Annotated in this window: 11 protein-coding genes; 7 read left to right on the forward strand and 4 right to left on the reverse strand. The window is 69.2% G+C overall.

The annotated features are described in order from the left end of the window. Positions 1 to 30 precede the first annotated feature (30 nt). Both ACWDR4_RS13430 and ACWDR4_RS13435 read right to left on the reverse strand, forming a co-directional pair. Positions 31 to 231 (reverse strand): hypothetical protein, encoded by a 201-nt coding sequence (locus tag ACWDR4_RS13430; protein ID WP_450407767.1) that lies wholly within the window; start codon positions 229 to 231, stop codon positions 31 to 33. Then, on the reverse strand, positions 228 to 6,458 hold the full coding sequence (locus ACWDR4_RS13435) for a DNRLRE domain-containing protein (protein WP_450407769.1): 6,231 nt from the start codon (positions 6,456 to 6,458) through the stop codon (positions 228 to 230). Before ACWDR4_RS13435 ends, ACWDR4_RS13430 begins: the two co-directional genes overlap by 4 nt. 401 nt (positions 6,459 to 6,859) lie before the next feature. Here ACWDR4_RS13435 and ACWDR4_RS13440 point away from each other — a divergent pair, with 401 nt between their 5' ends. Both ACWDR4_RS13440 and ACWDR4_RS13445 read left to right on the forward strand, forming a co-directional pair. After that, complete coding sequence (locus tag ACWDR4_RS13440) at positions 6,860 to 7,783, forward strand: LLM class F420-dependent oxidoreductase (RefSeq protein WP_450407771.1); 924 nt, start codon at positions 6,860 to 6,862, stop codon at positions 7,781 to 7,783. A gap of 118 nt (positions 7,784 to 7,901) precedes the next feature. Beyond that, on the forward strand, positions 7,902 to 8,627 hold the full coding sequence (locus tag ACWDR4_RS13445; RefSeq protein WP_450407773.1) for a response regulator transcription factor: 726 nt from the start codon (positions 7,902 to 7,904) through the stop codon (positions 8,625 to 8,627). A 115-nt stretch (positions 8,628 to 8,742) separates the two neighbouring features. Here ACWDR4_RS13445 and ACWDR4_RS13450 read toward each other — a convergent pair whose 3' ends face one another. Both ACWDR4_RS13450 and ACWDR4_RS13455 read right to left on the reverse strand, forming a co-directional pair. Next, positions 8,743 to 9,534 carry a hypothetical protein gene (locus tag ACWDR4_RS13450; protein ID WP_450407775.1) on the reverse strand — a complete coding sequence of 264 codons (792 nt, stop codon included), beginning with the start codon at positions 9,532 to 9,534 and terminating at the stop codon, positions 8,743 to 8,745. Positions 9,535 to 9,678: 144 nt separating this feature from the next. Then, positions 9,679 to 10,416: a hypothetical protein gene (locus tag ACWDR4_RS13455; RefSeq protein ID WP_450407778.1), complete on the reverse strand. Its 738-nt coding sequence runs from the start codon at positions 10,414 to 10,416 to the stop codon at positions 9,679 to 9,681. A 197-nt stretch (positions 10,417 to 10,613) separates the two neighbouring features. Here ACWDR4_RS13455 and ACWDR4_RS13460 point away from each other — a divergent pair, with 197 nt between their 5' ends. The 5 genes from ACWDR4_RS13460 to ACWDR4_RS13480 all read left to right on the forward strand — a co-directional run bounded on the left by ACWDR4_RS13460 (position 10,614) and on the right by ACWDR4_RS13480 (position 17,378). Then, a complete protein-coding gene (locus ACWDR4_RS13460) occupies positions 10,614 to 11,390 on the forward strand; it encodes an SDR family NAD(P)-dependent oxidoreductase (protein WP_450407780.1) in 777 nt (258 codons plus the stop codon). A 136-nt stretch (positions 11,391 to 11,526) separates the two neighbouring features. Further along, on the forward strand, positions 11,527 to 12,645 hold the full coding sequence (locus ACWDR4_RS13465; protein WP_389351963.1) for an LLM class flavin-dependent oxidoreductase: 1,119 nt from the start codon (positions 11,527 to 11,529) through the stop codon (positions 12,643 to 12,645). A gap of 76 nt (positions 12,646 to 12,721) precedes the next feature. After that, entirely contained in the window at positions 12,722 to 14,452 is a 1,731-nt protein-coding gene (locus ACWDR4_RS13470) for an N-acyl-D-amino-acid deacylase family protein (RefSeq protein ID WP_450407784.1), read from the forward strand. Then, entirely contained in the window at positions 14,449 to 15,900 is a 1,452-nt protein-coding gene (locus ACWDR4_RS13475; protein ID WP_450407787.1) for an aldehyde dehydrogenase family protein, read from the forward strand. The genes ACWDR4_RS13470 and ACWDR4_RS13475 overlap by 4 nt, the downstream gene beginning before the upstream one ends. 221 nt (positions 15,901 to 16,121) lie before the next feature. Continuing rightward, positions 16,122 to 17,378, forward strand: coding sequence for a hypothetical protein (locus ACWDR4_RS13480; protein WP_450407790.1), 1,257 nt, complete (start codon positions 16,122 to 16,124; stop codon positions 17,376 to 17,378). Positions 17,379 to 17,581 lie beyond the last annotated feature (203 nt).

Here is a 17,581-nt window from a genome sequence, read left to right on the forward strand (position 1 = left end):
GAACAGGGGCCCATCTCAACTGCCCGGCGTCTACTCGGAGTTCCCTTCGGCCTTCCGGTAGCGCACGATGTCCCTGCCCGTGGTGATCGCGATGCTCAGGAAGACCACCAGGAAGAGGGCGGCCAGCGCGTACTGACTGCCGGTGACGAGCAGTACGCCCATCACGCCCGCCGCGACCCCCATGGCCGCCTGCAACCCGAGCACTGTCCGGCTCAGGACACGGCGTCTCATCGTCTGCACCTCTCCACCCAGGCAACGGGAGGCCCGGCCCACTTGATCGTATAGCTGAACATTCTCTTGCGGCCGTAGAACTCCACGGCTATGCACTTGCCCTTGTACACCGCGTATCCGGCCACCAGGAACACGTACATCGAGTACGCCTCGACGGCGATCCACACCGCCCTGACGTAGATGTTCTTCACCCACTCCCGGGCCCACCAGAGCACGGTGAAGATGGAACCCGACCACCAGGCGACCGTCGCCGTCTCACTCTTGTTGAGGTGGAGCGTCACCCACCACACGGGTGACCACCAGCTGTAGGAGCGGCTGCCTGCGCGGACGGCACCGCTCAGGTCCGCGCAGTTGACGGGATCACCGGCGCAGTAGTCGTAGGCGTTTGCGTTGCCGCCCGGGACGGGGTCCGTCTGCAGGAAGCGGCCACTGGCCGAGTCGTAGAGGCGCACTCCCATCAGGACGGCGCCGGTGGCGGTGGCCGAGGAGCGCTGCTCACCGCCCAGCCAGCTGTTCCTGGCGACGGCCGTGCTGTCCTCGGCGGTGCCGTACTCGTCGTACGCCGATGCGGTCGGGGACGTCCCGTCGAGGGGCAGCTGGACGGTGACGTCGCCGTGGATGTTCGTCAGCTCCAGGGCGGCGCCGCTCGTGGCACCGCTGACGGCGGTGAGTCTGCCGTCCATGCCCTGGACGTAGCGGGTGACGGTGCCACTGCCGTCCTCGGCCGTCCAGGCGGGGCTGTCGCCGTCGTTGCCGTAGTGGTCGGTCTTGGAGCCAGTCTGGGTCCAGGTGCCGCCGCTGTCGGACTCGGTGGTCCAGGCCGCCAGCCGGCCGGCCGCGTCGAGCGACCACGTCTGGCGGCTCGTGCCGTCGGCGGAGGTCTGCTGCCGGACCAGGTCGTCGGCGTAGTAGCCGATGGTCGCGCCGGACGCCTGGGTGGTGGTCCGGCCGAACGCGTCGTAGACCGTGCCGGCGGTGACCAGCCGGTCCGCGCTGTCGTACGAGGAGGTGGTGCTGGTCGCTCCGGTGCCGGTGCAGCCCGCGCCGATGTCACCGGTGGAGGTGGCGAGGCCGGTGCGGTTGCTGTCGGCGTCGAAGGTGTAGGCGCGGCGGGTGCACGACCCGTCGGGGTCGGTGTCGTCGGCCTGGGTCAGCCGGCCCGTGGCGTCGTAGGTGTAGGCGCGGGAGTGGGTCAGGCCGCCGGTGTCGGTGTCGTCGACGGCCTGGTTCTGGACGGACTCGTCGACGGTGTCGGAGGCGACGACGGCGCCGTCGCTGTCCTGGGTGTAGACCCGGGAGGTCTGTGTGCCCGTCTCGTCCTGGGTGACGGTGAGGGTGTGGCCGCCGGGCAGGGACTCGGTGGCGAGGTCGCCGTCCGCGTCGTAGGCCGCGGCGAAGGTGCCGGTGACCGAGTCGGTGCGGGAGGTCTCCAGACCGCGCGGGTCCTTCGACGTGTCGTAGGTGTACGTGGTCGTCGAGGGAACGGAGTCGGTGGTCCGCACCACGCGGCCGAGGGCGTCGTACGCGGTGGTGGAGGTGTTGCCGGCGCCGTCGGCGTAGGAGATCTGCCGTCCCAGCTGGTCGTAGGTGTGGGTGACGGTGCCGGCGGTGGTGGTGAGGGTGGCCACCCTTCCGTCGGCGGAGTCGTACGTCGCGGTCGTGTCGGGCACCGCGGTGCCCGAGCCGCCGGTGACGGACACCTGGGTGAGGCGTCCGGCCGCGTCATAGGTGTGCGTGGTGGTGCGGGTGACGGAATTCGCGGTCTCGGTGAGGACGGTCTGGTTGCCCCACCGGTCGTACTGGAGGGTCTTCGTGGGCAGTTCGGCGGGGTTGGACCCGCCGCCGGTGATCGCACTGGCCGGACCGGTGGAGCACGGCAGGTCGGCCCACTCCGGGCGGCCCGCGCAGGTGCCGGTGCCGGTGGCCGACCAGTAGGCCGTCACCGTGGCTCCGGCGTCGGAGCCGGACGACTTCGGCAGGGTGGTTTTGACGACCCGGCCCTGGGAGTCGTACGACGTGGTCTTCTTCAGTGCCAGCCCGGACGGGTCGGTGATGGTGGCGGTGGGCAGGCCCTTGACCCAGTCGTACTGCGTGGTCGTGGTCCGGACATCGCCGTCCGACGGGTAACCGGCCACGTACGCGCCCACCTTGACGGTGGTGATCTGGTCGGAGACGGTGGCCGTGCCGTCGGTGGAGCGGCCCTCGTCGTAGCTGTTCACGGTGTGCTGCCGGGCCGGCCACCGGGTGCCCGCGGCCAGGTCCGTGCCGCCGGAGCCGGCTGCGAGCGCCGAGGTGAGGGTGACCTGGTGCAGCGGGCCGAACTCCTCGGTCTCACGGAGGCCGTCGGCGGAGTACACCGAGCGCGTCGCCAGCAGGCCGGCCCGGTCGGCGGACGTCAACTGGTCGATGTTCAGGGCGACTTGCTCGGCCTGTCCGTCGCCGCTGGTGGCGAGCGCCAACTCGCGGTTCCCGGCGGTCAGTTCACGGACGAGGTTGCCGAACCTGTCGTACTCGGTCGTGGTGATGTGGCCGCCGGGCGTGGCCGTGTCGACCTCGCGTCCGGAGGCGTCGGTGTAGCTGACGGTTGCCCGGGTGTAGGCCGAGGCCGCGAGATCGGTGCCGGTGTGGGACGCCGGTACCGAGTCCGCCGGGAAGACCGCCGTGGCGTCGGTCGGGACGTCCTCCTGGCCCCAGCCCGCCACGTCCGAGGTGCCCATGGCGTTGGGGGCCGAACTGCCGGTCAGGGGCACGTCGTAGACCACGCTGGTGGTCGCCGTCGTGCCGTCGGTGGTGCTCGCCGAACCCGCCGTGAGGTTGGGACGGGAGGCCGCCAGGAGCATGCCCGCACCGGCTGTGGCTGCGCTGCCCGCCTGCCCGTAGGTGAAGGTCCACGGCAGCTCGCCGGGCGGGGTCAGGGTCGCGACGCGGCCCGAACTGTCGTAGGTGTAGGCGGTCTTCAGCGCGGGGCTGATCCGCGGGTCCCACTCCTCGCGCAGCCGACCGGAGTCGTCGTAGGAGTACTGCGCCACGACCGTGGCGGTCGCCGTCGAGGCGCCCGGGTCGGTCGTCCACTCCCTGATCTGCTTCACCTGGCCGTCGTGGTCGCCCAGGGCGGAGGAGGTGGCGGTGGTGGAGGTCGCGTAGACGAACTCCAGCAGCCGGCAGCCCGCCGTGGACGGAGTGGCCTCGCACGTCGTGGACGACACCGCGGAGGTGGGGGCGACGATGTACTTCGGGCGGGCCAGCGGGTTGCCGCTGGTGCTGTCCGGGTCCTTCTCCGACACCACCTGGGTGCTGGAGCCGGCGGTCGCCAGGGCGGTGCTCGTCACCTGCCAGGTGGTGGCGGCCGTGTCCACCTTCCCGAACGTCGTGATCGTGCCCTCGTCGTCCTTCAGCGTGAAGGACGAGATCCTGGTGACGTCGTTGGTGGCCGTGCCGCCGCTGTCCACGCTGGTCAGCGTGAGGGCCTCCGAGCCCGGCTGCGGCTTCCAGCCGCCCGCCGAGGTGGCGGTGAACCCGGTCTGGCCGCCGTACACGTCCAGCAGCGCGACCGAGGTGGCCGACGTCTCGCGGACGTAGTCCCAGTTCGACTTGGTGATCTGTGCTGTCGTGCCCGACATCCACTGCGGACCGAAGATCGCCGACTGGCCGGCGGAGTCCGTCCCGGCGGTCGGCCGGCGCGAGGACGCGGTGCGCGACACCGACAGACCGAAGCCGGAGGCGTCGGTGGCGGGGAGGATGAAGTCGCCGGTCAGCGCGTTCACCGCGCCGGTGGCCACGGCCTCGCTCGGCGCGGTACCCGCGTTGCGGTCCACCGTGAACGTGTGCGCCGACGAGTAGGCGGTCGTGGTGCCGTCGGTGAAGGCGGCCCGGAGGTCGAGCGAACCGTCCTGGACCAGCGAGTCGGTGACGTCCCAGGTCAGCGCGGCAGGGCTGCCGCCGGTGACCGCGACCGGCCAGGCCGAGACAGCGGACCCGTCCGAGGACTTGGTGACATCGGCGACCGGCACACTCTGCCAGGAGTCCGTCTCACCACGCCGGTACTGGTACGTCACACCCGTGTACGTCGTCCTCCCGGTCGCGGTGAGGCTGACGCGGCGGGCGGCCGTGTCGCCGTCGCCCGGGGTGAGCAGCCCGGCCCCGTCACCGACGCCGAAGGCATAGGTGGTGGCCGCCGTGGAGAGGTTTCCGCCGGAGTCGACGGTCTTGGCGTACAGCTTGTGCCAGTCCTCGCCGGGGTTGACGGTGATGGTCAGCGCGATGCCGCCGGTGCCGCTCGCGGTGTCGTACACCCGCCCCGGGATCGTGGAGTCGTCGAGCCCCCACGCGTAGCCCATCCCGTCGGTCGAGGCCGTGTCCAGCGTGCAGGTGGCCCCGCCGCTCGCCGTCGCCGTCCAGGTGTCGGCGGTGTACGGGTCGCAGGAGATGGTGGGCGCGGCCGGCAGCGCGGTGTTCATCACGAACGTCCGGTACGAGGACCAGGACCCGTAGTCCGTCCCGTCGTACCCGCGCACCCGCAGCCGCAGATGCTTGCCCGCCGGGAAGGCCGACGCGGACGGGACGGTCAGTTTGGCGGTCGCGCCGGAGGCCACGGACGCCGACGTACCCGTGTAGGTGTACGTGGTGTCGGCGTAGGCCGGATCGGCGGTGATCTCGAACTGCCCCTTGACCGTGGAGCCGTCCGCGTCCGTCACCTTCGCCGACAGCGTCGGCGTCAGGGAGGTCACGTACGTCTTGCCGTTGTAGGGGTTGGCGTAGTTCGGCGAGACGGCCGAACTGGCGGTCGTGGCATACGAGTTGTAGGTCACCACCAGCTTCGGCGCGTAGCCGGAGGTCGAGTAGTTCGCCGAGCGGAAGCGCCGCCAGGTGGTGGAGTCCGTCTCGGACGCGCCCGCGATCTGGAGCCCGTAGTTCGTCGAACCGTCCGCCCACGCCTGCGTGATGGCCTGGAGGTTCCAGTTCGACCAGTTCGCGGCGCAGGAGGAGTCGTAGCCCCAGTGCCCGGAGTTGGAGGCGTCGCCGGTCGTCGTCGTGGTCGGCTGCGCGCCCCACGTGATCGACGAGGAGGTCCAGGTGGAGGTGATCCGCTTGGCGAGCGTGGCCGCACCGGAGGTCGAGCACGTCGCCGAGTAGTAGTTGTACAGCGACATCGTCGCGGCGGTGATGTGCTTGCCCGCGAACTTCGACACGTCGAACTTCAGATACGAGCGAGCGGTGTCCGTCCCGCCGTCGTACGTCCCAGACTTCAGCTCCTCCGAGCTGACCTGCGAGTCGGGGTAGTCCGGGTTCTGCACCCAGGTATCGGTGGTCACGGCCAGGGTGGTCGTCGGGTCGACGGTCACCGGGTAGGCCGCGGTGGCCAGGAAGGCCGGGTCCGGAGTCAGTACGAGGGTCTGCGCGCCGTCGGCGGCGGTCTCGACCTCCGTCGCCACCTGCTCCTGGTGCGCGGACTCACCGGAGGCCTTGTCCAGACTGGCGTCCCACATCATCGGCGCGGGCGCCTCGGCGACCAGCGTGCCGGCGGTGTCCTTCAGGAGGAGGTGCCCGGAGGCGGCCTTCGACAGCTTCAGCCCGGACAGGTCCAGGGGAACGCGGTAGGAGACCGTCCCGTCGGCGGGCTTGTGGGCGAGGCGGATGTTCTCGGAGAAGCCCTGCGCGAGCGCGCTCACCGACAGGGTCTGGCCACTGCCGAGAGCGTAGGAGGCGGTGTTGTGCTTCACCGTCGGGGCCGGGAGCTTCGCGGCCCAGCCGAGGCCGAAGGACTGCTTGCCCTTGCTCACCGAGGCGAGGTGAGTGTCACCGCCGTCGGAGACGGCCACGTCGGCGGGCACGGCTGCGGGTGTGAGATCGGCGCCGGTGTCGGAGAGCGAGGTGTCGATGTCCTTCCAGACACCGTCCACCTTCGTCCGGACCGGCCCGGCATAGGCCTGCGTCTGCAACTGCCCGTCAGGCAGCGCGTATGTCGTCGAATCGGCCGTGCGGGCCGACAGCACCTCGATCCTCCGGTGCTGGAGACGGGCCATCAGCACGGCGGAGGCCTCGTCCTTGGCCTCGGCGGGCCCGGAGACCTTGGTGGCGGACTTCTTCGACGTCGTGGGCGCCTTGTCCGCGGCGAAGGCCAGCCCACTGCCCTGCTCGACGAGCGCGGCCTGGGCCGCGAGTGCCACCAGCACGGCCACAGCCGTACGGCGCACGTTTCTCTGTCTCTGTCTGCGTCTCTGATGCATGATCAGCCCCCTTCTTGCCCCTGTGCGGTCACACGGGCAAAAGCGGCTTGATCATCAGGGGTGGCGCGGTCACGGGCGGAGGCCGCACCAACGGTGACCCCAGGGAACATCAAGCGGATTCAAAGGGGAGGGATGGGCAGCGGAAACCGACCCGCCGAGCCGCCCCCTTTTCGTCCACTTCATCCAGCCTGTTCGCCCTCGCTCAGGCAAAACGAGGGTTGTCCAATCCTTGACGGGAAAGGTGGGCAAACCGTGAAGATTGGGGGCGGGTGGGACCTCGGTCATCGGGGAGACGCACACCGGGACCCCTCTTGCCCGACGGCACGGCAGCGGCAACCATGGGCAGGGTCTGCCGACTTGACGGACCGTCAGATCCCAGCGAGGGAAAGGGATACGCGCCCATGGCCTACGGCATCCAACTCCCCATCCAGTCCCAGTCCACCCTCTACACCGAACCCTGGGAGGCCTCGGCCACCCCCGCCGATCTGCTCGACATCGCCCGCACCGCCGACCGCGCCGGCTTCGCCTACCTCGCGAGCTGCGATCACGTCGCCATCCCGCGCCGGCTCGCCCCCGCGATGAGCACCGTCTGGTACGACCCCGTCGCCACCCTCGCCCACCTCGCCGCCGTCACCGAACGCGTCCGGCTCCTGAGTCATGTGGCCGTCGTGGGTCTGCGTCACCCGCTGCTCACCGCCAAGCAGTACGCCACCCTCGACCACCTCTCCGGCGGGCGCCTGATCCTCGGGGTCGGGGCCGGCCACGTACAGGAGGAGTTCGAGGTGCTGGGGGTCGACTTCGCGCGCCGCGGTGCCGTCCTCGACGAGACGATCGACGCGTTGCGTGCCGCGCTCGGGCCGGACGAATACCCGGAGCATCATGGGAAGTTGTACGACTTCGAGGGGCTGGGGCAGCGGCCACGGCCGGCGCAGGAACGCGTGCCCCTGTGGGTGGGTGGGTCGTCGCCCGCCGCCGTACGCCGGGCCGCGCTCAAGGGCGACGGCTGGCTGCCGCAGGGGGATCCGCGTGACCGGCTCCGGGAGCAGATCGGCCGCATTCGGAGGATGCGCGAACAGGCCGACATTCAGGGGCCGTTCACCGTCGGGGCCATCACCGAGCCGCTGTACGTCGGTGAGCCCGGGTGGGATGTCGGGCGGCGGACGATCAGCGGGGCGCCGGAGGTGCTCGCCGAGTCGCTGCGGGCGTACGGAGCCATGGGCGTGGACCAGATCCAGGTGCGGTTCCGGAGCCGGAGTCTCGCCGAACTCACCGACCAGATGGGCGAGTTCGGGGCGGAAGTGGCTCCCCTGCTGGTGACTGGCTAGAAAGGGACCACCTGTCTGACAGCCAGACCGGTTTTCTTTGAACCTTTGAACATGTCCACGCCGGGGCGCGTACGTATGAACGCACGTACGTCATGGTTCCGGCGGAAGGACATGCACGGTGCGCACTTCCCGGTTCGTCGACCACCCGTCACCTTCATCACCCTCGTCCCCGTCAAGGCTGTCCGTCGCCCTCGCCTGCGCCGAGGGCGAGTGGCCGCACCAGGACTGGCCGGACCCCGAAGACCCGTACGTGGGGCGGGCGTTGCACGTGACACCGCCCTACCGCGAGCTGCGGGAGGAGGGTGCCGTGGACGTCGTCGTCCTGCGCTGCGAGGAGCCGGCGAGTGCGTTCCCGGTGCTGCTGGGTGCCATGGGGGCCGGCAGCGTTCCGGTGATCGTCGTCAGTCCCCGGCGGGACACCGAGACCGTGATCGAGTTGTTCCGGGGCGGGGCCGGCTATCTGGTCGAGGGCGACTACTGCACCTGCATGCTGGCCTCGGCGGTCATGGCGGCCACGGTAGGGCACACCTACCTCTCGCCGGTCGCCTGCGCGGCCCTGCGGGAGGGGGTGCAGCAGGCGTCCGGCGGCGGTGCGGGGGCCGGGATCGCGGCCGTCGCCGGTGACGCGATCGAGCGGCTGCGGAGCCTGCTCTCGCCGCGCGAGCGGCAGATCATGGAGCTGCTGTCGACCGGCCTGGGCGCCCAGGAGATCGGGCTGCGATTGAGGCTGAGCGAGAAGACGGTCCGCAACAACCTCAGCAACATCTACGCCAAGCTGGATGCCCGGGGGAGTACGGACGCCGTGCTGCGATGGCTGGGGGCGACCCCCGGGATTCGCGTGTGAGAACGCCTTGGTGAGCGTATTCGGGAACGCGTAGAGCGTATTCGGGAAACTGCACGAAAAAGCCCCCGCGCATGGCACGGGGGCTGAATCGGGCTTCTCCCGACGCTGTTGTCCGCTATTCGATGGTGACGTCGGAGAGCGATACCTCGACGTCAGTCACGTTCGCGCCGCCCTCGTCGAAACCGGGTTCGGCGCGAATGCTGCCCTCGCTGTTGATGATTCCGTCGGCCTGTGGCGTACCGCACTGCACATTGCGGAGCCAGAGACGGCCGTCCGGTGTTCCGCTGGGGAGGAGCTGCGGGTAGAAGACGTGAATGTTGGCGGAGCCCTCACTGGGGGAGAAGAACACCGTCTGGCCGTCCTGGGCCTCTTTGTAGGTGGCTTTGAGGAAACCGCTCACATCGGTGCGCTTGTGAGACCACATGAAGAAGGCGATGTGGTCCGCCTTCACTGTGTCGCTCCTGCTGAAGGAGAACGAGGACGTGGTGTCGTCACGCTTGATGTTGATCTCCTGCGTGGAGAACTTGACGCCGATCTCGAAGAACGAGTTCCCCAGCTTCGTACTGCCGTCCACGCTGAAGCCGTCCTCCAGTTGGATGACGCGGGTCACGGACGCGGTACCGCTGAAGGTCTTCGTCGCCGCGGTGCTGATTCCGCAGTTGTCCGTGACCGTGGTGACCCGCTCGTTGGGGCCCAGGCTGTCGGTCTTGTTCTGGACGTCCACGAACTCGCAGTTCACCAGCTTGTCCGAGTCCGTACGGCAGTCGGCGGCCACTTCGTCGGGGGTCGCGGCACCCGCGCTGTACATCAGCGGGACGGCCAGTCCGAGGGCGGCGACCGGCGCCAGCGCGAGGGTGATGCGCTTCTTCTTGCTGCGGTGGTTGCCGCTGCGCCCGGTGCGTGTCATGTGTGTCTCCTGCAAGGGTGATCGGGGGAGAAAAGCTGGTGGGAAGGGGTATCCCGGAGCGGGAAGGGGGAGGGGGAGTGGGGCCCGTGGGGGGAGAAGTATGTGTGTGGTGGGGGTGGAGGGGGGGTGACCGGCGGTGGCCGGTCAGCAGTCCTCCAGTACGACCTTGGTGGTGCCGTCCGCGAGTCCGGGCGTGCCCGCGGCGCTCTCCAGGATGACCGGACCTTCGACGACTTCCGGTGCCACGAAGTTCTTCTCGGGCGAGGGATTCACGGCGAAGCTGCCGGGATCGGCGTCGATACGTACGCGCCATTCGCCGGTCATGCGCTGGATCTTCGGCGTGAACGTCACGTGCATGACTTTGCCGACCGGCACTTCCCGTGTTTCCGACTCGCTGGCGGTGGCCGAGTTGATGGTCATGTCCAGCGTGGCCTTGTGCTTCACCCAGGAGCCGCCCAGGGCTCCGAAGAGACCGCCGAGGGCGCCCTGCTGGGTCACGGTGTACAGGCCCTGTCCCTGGCCCACCGACTTCGAGAACTCGGTGGTCACCTTCGACGGTTCGGTGGCGTTCGGCTCGCAGTTCGGGAAGTCGACCGTCACCTTCTCCGTGGGGCCGTCGAATGTCTCGAACTTCGTCTCGACGAAATCACAGTTGTCGGACTCGAAACCGTCTGCGAAGGCGCCTCCGAAATCCGACACCGACTGCTGTTTGCCGTTGAGGACCGAAGCCCTCTCGCACATCCTCATGATCCGCTCCGGTGTCTCCTCGTCGGCCGCGTTGGCCGACGGCAGCAGCACGGTGACGACAGTCGTACCGGTCACGAGTGAGGCCCCGATCGCCAGGTATCGAACCTTTTTGTTCTTGAAGCGCCTCTTGGCCATGATCGGCTCTCTCCTTGAGGATTGCTTTACCTTCTCATGGAGAATTATTGGGGCCCCGTACATGATGTGGACAGGGTCAAATGTCCCTACTCCCCAGTCACTTGGGATCGCATATGCAAGCATGCCCCGCACATCTGACGCTTCGTCAGCTGCGGAGGTACGCTGACCTCGGCCAATGCACCGCGAAGGGAGTCCACATGGGCAAGCTCGACGGACGTGTCGTCCTCGTCACAGGCGCCGCACGCGGCCAGGGGGAGCAGGAGGCGCGGCTCTTCGTCGCGGAGGGTGCGCGGGTGGTCGTGGCGGACGTGCTCGACGACCAGGGGGAGGCGCTCGCCAAGGAGTTGGGCGCGCTCTACGTCCATCTCGACGTGCGCGAGGAGACGGGCTGGCAGGCCGCGGTCGCCGCCGCCGAGAAGGCGTACGGCCGGATCGACGGGCTGGTCAACAACGCCGGCATCCTCCGCTTCAACACCCTTCTCGACACCCCCCTCGACGAGTTCATGCAGGTCGTGCAGGTCAACCAGGTCGGCTGCTTCCTCGGCGTGAAGACTGTCGCGCCGCGCATCGCCGACGCCGGCGGCGGCACGATCGTCAACACCGCCTCGTACACCGGGGTGACCGGGATGGCGGCGGTCGGGGCGTACGCGGCGAGCAAGCACGCGATCGTCGGGCTCACCCGGGTCGCCGCGCTGGAGCTGGCGCGGAAGAAGATCCGGGTCAACGCCATGTGCCCCGGCGCGATCGACACCGCGATGTCCAACCCGGCCGTGCTGGACCCGGGCGCGGACGCCGAGGATGCCTCGCGGGGCCTGGACCGGCTGTACCGCAAGCTCGTGCCGCTGGGGCGGATCGGGCGGCCCGAGGAGGTGGCGCGGCTCGCGCTGTTCCTCACCTCGGAGGACTCCTCGTACATCACCGGGCAGCCGTTCGTGATCGACGGGGGCTGGCTCGCGGGCGTCGCTGTCATCTGACTGACCGTCAGGTATTGACGGTCACAGGGGCCGGTGGAACAGTCGTCTCAATAAATCTGACGCTGCGTCAGATGCGTTCGGATACGTCAGATACGTCAGGAACGTCAGGAACGGTTACTGGGGACGGTGAACCTCCTTGGAATTCGGGCTCTTTGTACAGGGATACGTGGGCAAGCGGGCCGAGACCGATCCGCTCGCGGAGCACAAGGCGCTGCTGGAGGAGACCGAGTACGTCATCGAGGCCGACAAGTCCGGCTTCAAGTACGCCTGGGTGACCGAACACCACTTCCTGGAGGAGTACTCGCACCTCTCCGCCAGTGACGTCTACCTCGGCTATCTCGCCCACGCCACCGAGCGCATCCACCTCGGCTCCGGCATCTTCAACCCGCTCGCCCCGGTCAACCACCCGGTGAAGGTGGCCGAGAAGGTCGCCATGCTCGACCATCTCACCGGCAACCGCTTCGAGTTCGGCACCGGCCGGGGCGCCGGCTCGCACGAGATCCTCGGCTTCATGCCCGGCATCACCGACATGAACCACACGAAGGAACTCTGGGAGGAGACGATCGCCGAGTTCCCGAAGATGTGGATGCAGGACGAGTACGTCGGCTTCCAGGGCAAGCACTGGGCGCTGCCGCCGCGCAAGATCCTGCCCAAGCCGTACGGGCCCTCGCACCCCGCGATGTGGTACGCCGCCGGGTCGCCGCCCTCGTACGGCATGGCCGCGCGCAAGGGGCTGGGCGTGCTCGGCTTCAGCGTGCAGAAGGTCTCCGACATGGAGTGGGTGCTGGAGCAGTACAAGACGGCGATCGTGGACGCCGAGCCGGTCGGGGACTTCGTCAACGACAACGTGATGGTGACGTCCACGGCGGTGTGTGCGCCTACGCATGCGGAGGCGGTTCGGATCGCGGCGGGGGGTGGGCTGCACTATCTGCAGTCGCTGTTGTTCCGGTACCACGACACGTTTCCTCGTCCTGAGGGGTTCCCTGTTTGGCCGGAGACCTTGCCCGAGTTCAACGAGGAGATCATCGAGCTTCTTATCGCTGAGGAGCTGTTGATCTGTGGGGATCCGGATGAGGTGCTGACGCAGTGCAAGCGGTGGGAGCAGGCCGGGGCCGATCAGTTGAGCTTTGGGATGCCTATCGGGATCTCGAAGGAGGACACGTTGCAGACGATTCGGTTGGTCGGGGAGCACGTGATTCCGAAGATTGATACGGATCCTGTGCATCGGACTTCGCGGTTCCGTGGGGTGGCTTGAGGGTTCGTTGGCGGGTGCGGCGTGGTGGGGGCTGGTCGCGCAGTTCCCCGCGCCCCTAGGGGATTGGAGTGCAGCCTTGCTAGATCATCTGGTCAGAGGGGTTACCGTCGTTGACGGGACCGGCCGCCCCGCCTACGTCGCTGATGTCGGGCTGCGGGACGGGCGTATCGCTGTCATCGGCGCTGTGACCGAGGATGCGCGTACCAGTGAAGACGCGTCCGGGTTGGTGCTGGCGCCCGGGTTCGTCGATCCGCATACGCACTACGACGCTCAGCTCTTCTGGGATCCGTATGCCACGCCCTCCCTCAACCACGGGGTCACTACCGTTGCCGCCGGTAACTGTGGTTTCACTCTTGCGCCCTTGAATCCGAACCGCCCGGACGACGCCGACTACACGCGGCGGATGATGTCCAAGGTCGAGGGGATGTCGTTGGTGGCGTTGGAGGAGGGGGCGCCCTGGAGCTGGAGCGGTTTCGGGGAGTATCTGGATGCCCTCGAAGGGCGGATCGCGGTCAACGCCGGGTTCATGGTGGGGCATTGTGCGCTGCGGCGGTATGTGATGGGGCCGGATGCCGTGGGTGGGCAGCCGAGCGAGGCTCAACTCGCTGACATGCTGCGGCTGTTCCATGAGGCCATGGACGCCGGGGCCTGGGGGTTCTCCACCACGCAGTCGTCCACGCACTCCGACGGGGACGGCAAGCCGGTGGCGTCCAGGCATGCGCTGCCCGCCGAACTCATCGCCCTTTCCAGGGCGGTTGGCGAGCACGAAGGCACGCAGATCGAGGCGATCGTCGCCGGGTGCCTCGACCAGTTCAGTGACGACGAGATCGATCTGTTCGTCGAGATGAGCGCGGTCGCAGGGCGTCCGCTGAACTGGAACGTGCTCACGATCGACTCGGCCGTACCGGCCCGCGTACCCCGCCAGTTGGAGGCAAGTGAGCGTGCCCGTAAGGCGGGTGGCCGGGTCGTGGCCCTCACGATGCCCATCCTCACGCCGATGAACATGTCCCTCGGCACCTTCTGCGCGCTGAACCTGATCCCCGGGTGGGGTCCGGTGCTGGGGCTTCCGGTGCCGGAGCGGATCGCCCGGCTCGGCGACCCCGCCGTACGGGCGGAGCTGGTCCGGCGGGGGCGGAGCGAGGAGGCCGGGGTCTTCCGGCGGCTGACGGACTTCGGGCGGTATGTCATCGGGGACACGTACAGCGCGGCGAACGAGGGGCTGACCGGCCGGGTGGTGCAGGACATCGCCGCCGAGCGCGGCCTGGACCCCTTCTCCTGCCTCGTCGAGATCTGCGTGGCCGACGAACTCCGTACGGTCCTGTGGCCCATGCCGACCGACAACGACCCGGCGTCCTGGGCGCTGCGTGCCGAGACCTGGCGGCACGAGGACGTGCTCCTCGGCGGCTCCGACGCCGGCGCGCACCTGGACCGGATGTGCGGGGCCCCGTACACGACCCGCTTCCTCGGCGACTGTCTGCGGGGACGCCAACTCGTGTCGCTGGAGCGGGCGGTGCAGATGCTGACCGACGATCCGGCGCGGCTGTTCGGCCTCCGGGAGAGGGGGCGTATCGAGGAGGGCTTCCATGCGGACCTGGTCCTCTTCGACCCGGAGCGGATCGACGCCGACAAGGCCACCCTGGTGCACGACCTGCCGGGCGACAGTCCGCGTCTCGACTCGAAGGCGCTCGGGATAACGGCCGTATGGGTCAACGGAGTTGAGGCGATCCGGGGCGACACGGTGACGGGTGCGGTGCCGGGGCGGGTGCTCCGCTCGGGGCGGGACACGGCCACGGTGAGTACCAAGTGACCGACGGACAACGGCTGTTCGTCGGCGGCTCGTGGGTGGAACCGGCCGACGGGCACTACGAGGTGATCGACCCGGCGACGGAGGACGTCGTCGGGTGGGCGCCGGAGGCCTCGCGGGATCAGGCGCACGCCGCCGCCGCGGCGGCCCGCGAGGCCTTCGGGTCGTGGTCCCAGCGGTCGGCGGAGGAGCGGGCGGCGGTACTGGGGAGGGCCGCGGACATCATCCAGAGCCACCTGGCGCCGTACGCCGCCCTCGCCCAGGCGGAGACCGGCGCCACGACCACGACGGCGCGCGGGATGCAGGTGGGCGTCGGCGCGGCCCGCTTCCGCCGGTACGCCAAGGTGGAGCCGGCCGAGTGGGCGATCGCGCCGCAGGTCAGCGAGGGCGGCCCGTTCGGGAAGGCCGCGGTGATGGGCGCGCTGGCCATACGCCAGCCGGTGGGCGTGGTCGCCTGCATCACCTCGTACAACAACCCCTGGGCCAACCCCGCCGGGAAGATCGCGCCCGCGCTGGCGATGGGCAACACGGTGGTCGTGAAGCCCGCTCCGCAGGACCCGCTGTCGGTGTACCGGATGGCGGAGGCGCTGGAGGCTGCGGGCGCGCCGCCGGGAACGGTGAACGTGGTCAGCGGGCGGGGCGCCGGGGTCGGCGAGGCGGTCGTGGACTCGCCGGACGTCGACATGGTCAGCTTCACCGGGTCGACGGCGGTCGGGCAGCGGATCGCCGAGGTGTGCGGCCGGGGCATGAAGCGCCAGTTGATGGAGCTGGGCGGAAAGGGCGCGGCACTCGTCTTCGACGACGCGGACGTGCGCTCGGCGGTCTCCGGCATCGGCACGACGTTCTCGTTCTACAGCGGCCAGATCTGTACGGCGCCGACGCGGGTGCTGGCGCAGCGGGGTGTGTACGGGCAGGTCGTGGAGCAACTGGCCGCTTACGCCGGTCAGTTGAAGGTGGGTGACCCGCGTGCGGCGGGCACGGTGGTCGGGCCGGTGATCTCGGGGGCGCATCGGGACCGGGTCGAGGCGTACGTCGAACTGGGCCGGAAAGAGGGCGCGGTGGTCGTCACCGGGGGCGAACGGCCGCCGTACGACCGGGGGTTCTATGTCGCCCCGACCCTGCTGGCCGACTGCACGAACGACATGCGGGTGGCCCGGGAGGAGATCTTCGGGCCGGTCGTGACCGTCATCCCCTTCGACGACGAGGAGGAAGGGGTCGCGCTCGCCAACGACAGCGAGTACGGGCTCATCGACTACGTCTGGTCGGGGGACGTGGCCCGCGCGTTCCGGGTCGCGCGGCGGCTGCGGGCGGGCGGAGTGGGCGTGAACACCGTCGGGCGGAACATGGAGGCACCGTTCGGGGGGTTCAAGCGCAGCGGGGTCGGGCGCGATGTGGGGTCGTACGCGCTGCACGCGTACGGGGAGGTGCAGGCGGTCGTCTGGGCGGGGTGAGCGCGGCGGGCCGGACCGATGCCGCCCGTGGACCGACGCCGTCTGCGGGTCGATGCCGTCCGCAGGTCGATGTCGTCCGTGGGCCGGCGGGCCCCGTTCGGCGTGTGTAACGGACGTCCGTCGGTTCCGATCGGTGGCCGTGATCCGACGGCCCGGCCACTGTTACACGGTCTTGGTTTCTTTGCGCACGTTCCGACTCCCCCTGAGTGAAACGAGGAACTGTGCGAACGAGAAACAGCCTGATCCGGCTGGCGCTCACGACGACGGCCGCGGGCGTGCTGGCACTGGGCGCGCCGGCCGTCGCCCTGGCGGCGGTCACCGGTCCGGCGTCCGGGTCCCAGAGCCCGGCCACCTCCGCCGACGTGTCGACGGAGCCCAGTCAGAGCCAGTGGAAGCAGCTCGACCACATCGCCACCACCCATTCCGCGCTCGGCGTCGCGGACTCCGGCACGGTGCTGAGGCTGGCCGCCGGCACGACGGCCGCGGAGAAGACCAAGGTCCAGGAACTGCTCCCGACGGGCACCCGGACGACCGTCAGGACCAGCCAGTTCAGCAAGGACGCCCTGAGCAGGATCCAGAAGACGGTGACGGCCCGCGCGTGGAACAGCGACGCCGACAAGTACGGCGTGGCCACCTCGTACGACGCCACGACCGACAAGGTGTCGGTCTACACGGACGCCCCGGCCTCCGTCACGAACTCGCTGCGGAGCGCCTACCCGGGCGCCGTCGACGTACGGCAGGCCCGCCTAGAACCCCAGCAGTCGCGGTTCGCCGACGCCCAGCCGTTCTGGGCCGGATCCGCGCTGATCGGGACCGAGGGCACCAGCGCCTACAAGTGCACGGCCGGTTTCGCCGTCAAGCAGAGGAGCACCGGCCACCTCTACCTGACGACCGCGGGGCACTGCTACAGCAATCTGACGCACGTCTACAGCCGAGGGCAGAACGACGGCTTCGGCAACTGGGTCGGACAGGTCACGAGGCGCAACCAGAACATCGACACCGAGCTGATGTCCGGCAACACGGCGAAGCCCTACGACAGCTTCATGTTCACGGGCGGCGTGGCCGGCAGCGGAGCCACGATGTTCGTGCACGGTACAGAGCTGCCCGACATCGGGACGAAGGTGTGCGTGAGCGGTTCCGTGTCGTTCAACCACTGCGGTCACCCGATCTCCGACACCAGCTACAGCGTCTGCTACTCGGGGGGAATCAACTGCATCAAGGGCGGCAAGGGCTTCCTCTACGACCGTGGCGGCACGAACTGGCCGAACTACGACAACGGGGAGATCACGCAGGGCGGTGACTCCGGTGCCCCCATCTACACGACGGACGACACCGAATCCGGGGCCTGGATCGTCGGCGGGCATTCGGGCCTGATCTGGAAGGCCGGCGGCCCCTGCCACTGCTCGACGCCGCACATGGTCGGCGTGAACATCGCAGCCATCACCCAGGACCTGGGAGTCGACGTCCTCACCAGGTGACCGTCGCCGGCCGCCGCCGCCCTTACCCGTTCCCATCCCTGGGGGCTGCGCCCCCAGACCCCGCTGGGTTGGCATCTCAGCCCGTCCGGCGTTTGAGGACAAGGCCCGTTCAGGGCCGACAGCGGGGGTCTGGGGGCGCAGCCCCCAGGGATGGGAACGGGTAAGGGCGGCGGCGGCCGGCGACGGTCACCTGGTGAGGACGT

This window comes from Streptomyces sp. NPDC000878 (assembly GCF_053599695.1).

Excerpts from the sequence above, each read along its gene's own strand:
- ACWDR4_RS13455 (WP_450407778.1), bottom strand. The coding sequence starts at position 10,416 with ATGGCCAAGAGGCGCTTCAAGAACAAAAAGGTTCGATACCTGGCGATC.
- ACWDR4_RS13430 (WP_450407767.1), bottom strand. The coding sequence starts at position 231 with ATGAGACGCCGTGTCCTGAGCCGGACAGTGCTCGGGTTGCAGGCGGCC.
- ACWDR4_RS13440 (WP_450407771.1), top strand. The coding sequence starts at position 6,860 with ATGGCCTACGGCATCCAACTCCCCATCCAGTCCCAGTCCACCCTCTAC.
- ACWDR4_RS13435 (WP_450407769.1), bottom strand. The coding sequence starts at position 6,458 with ATGCATCAGAGACGCAGACAGAGACAGAGAAACGTGCGCCGTACGGCT.
- ACWDR4_RS13460 (WP_450407780.1), top strand. The coding sequence starts at position 10,614 with ATGGGCAAGCTCGACGGACGTGTCGTCCTCGTCACAGGCGCCGCACGC.
- ACWDR4_RS13450 (WP_450407775.1), bottom strand. The coding sequence starts at position 9,534 with ATGACACGCACCGGGCGCAGCGGCAACCACCGCAGCAAGAAGAAGCGC.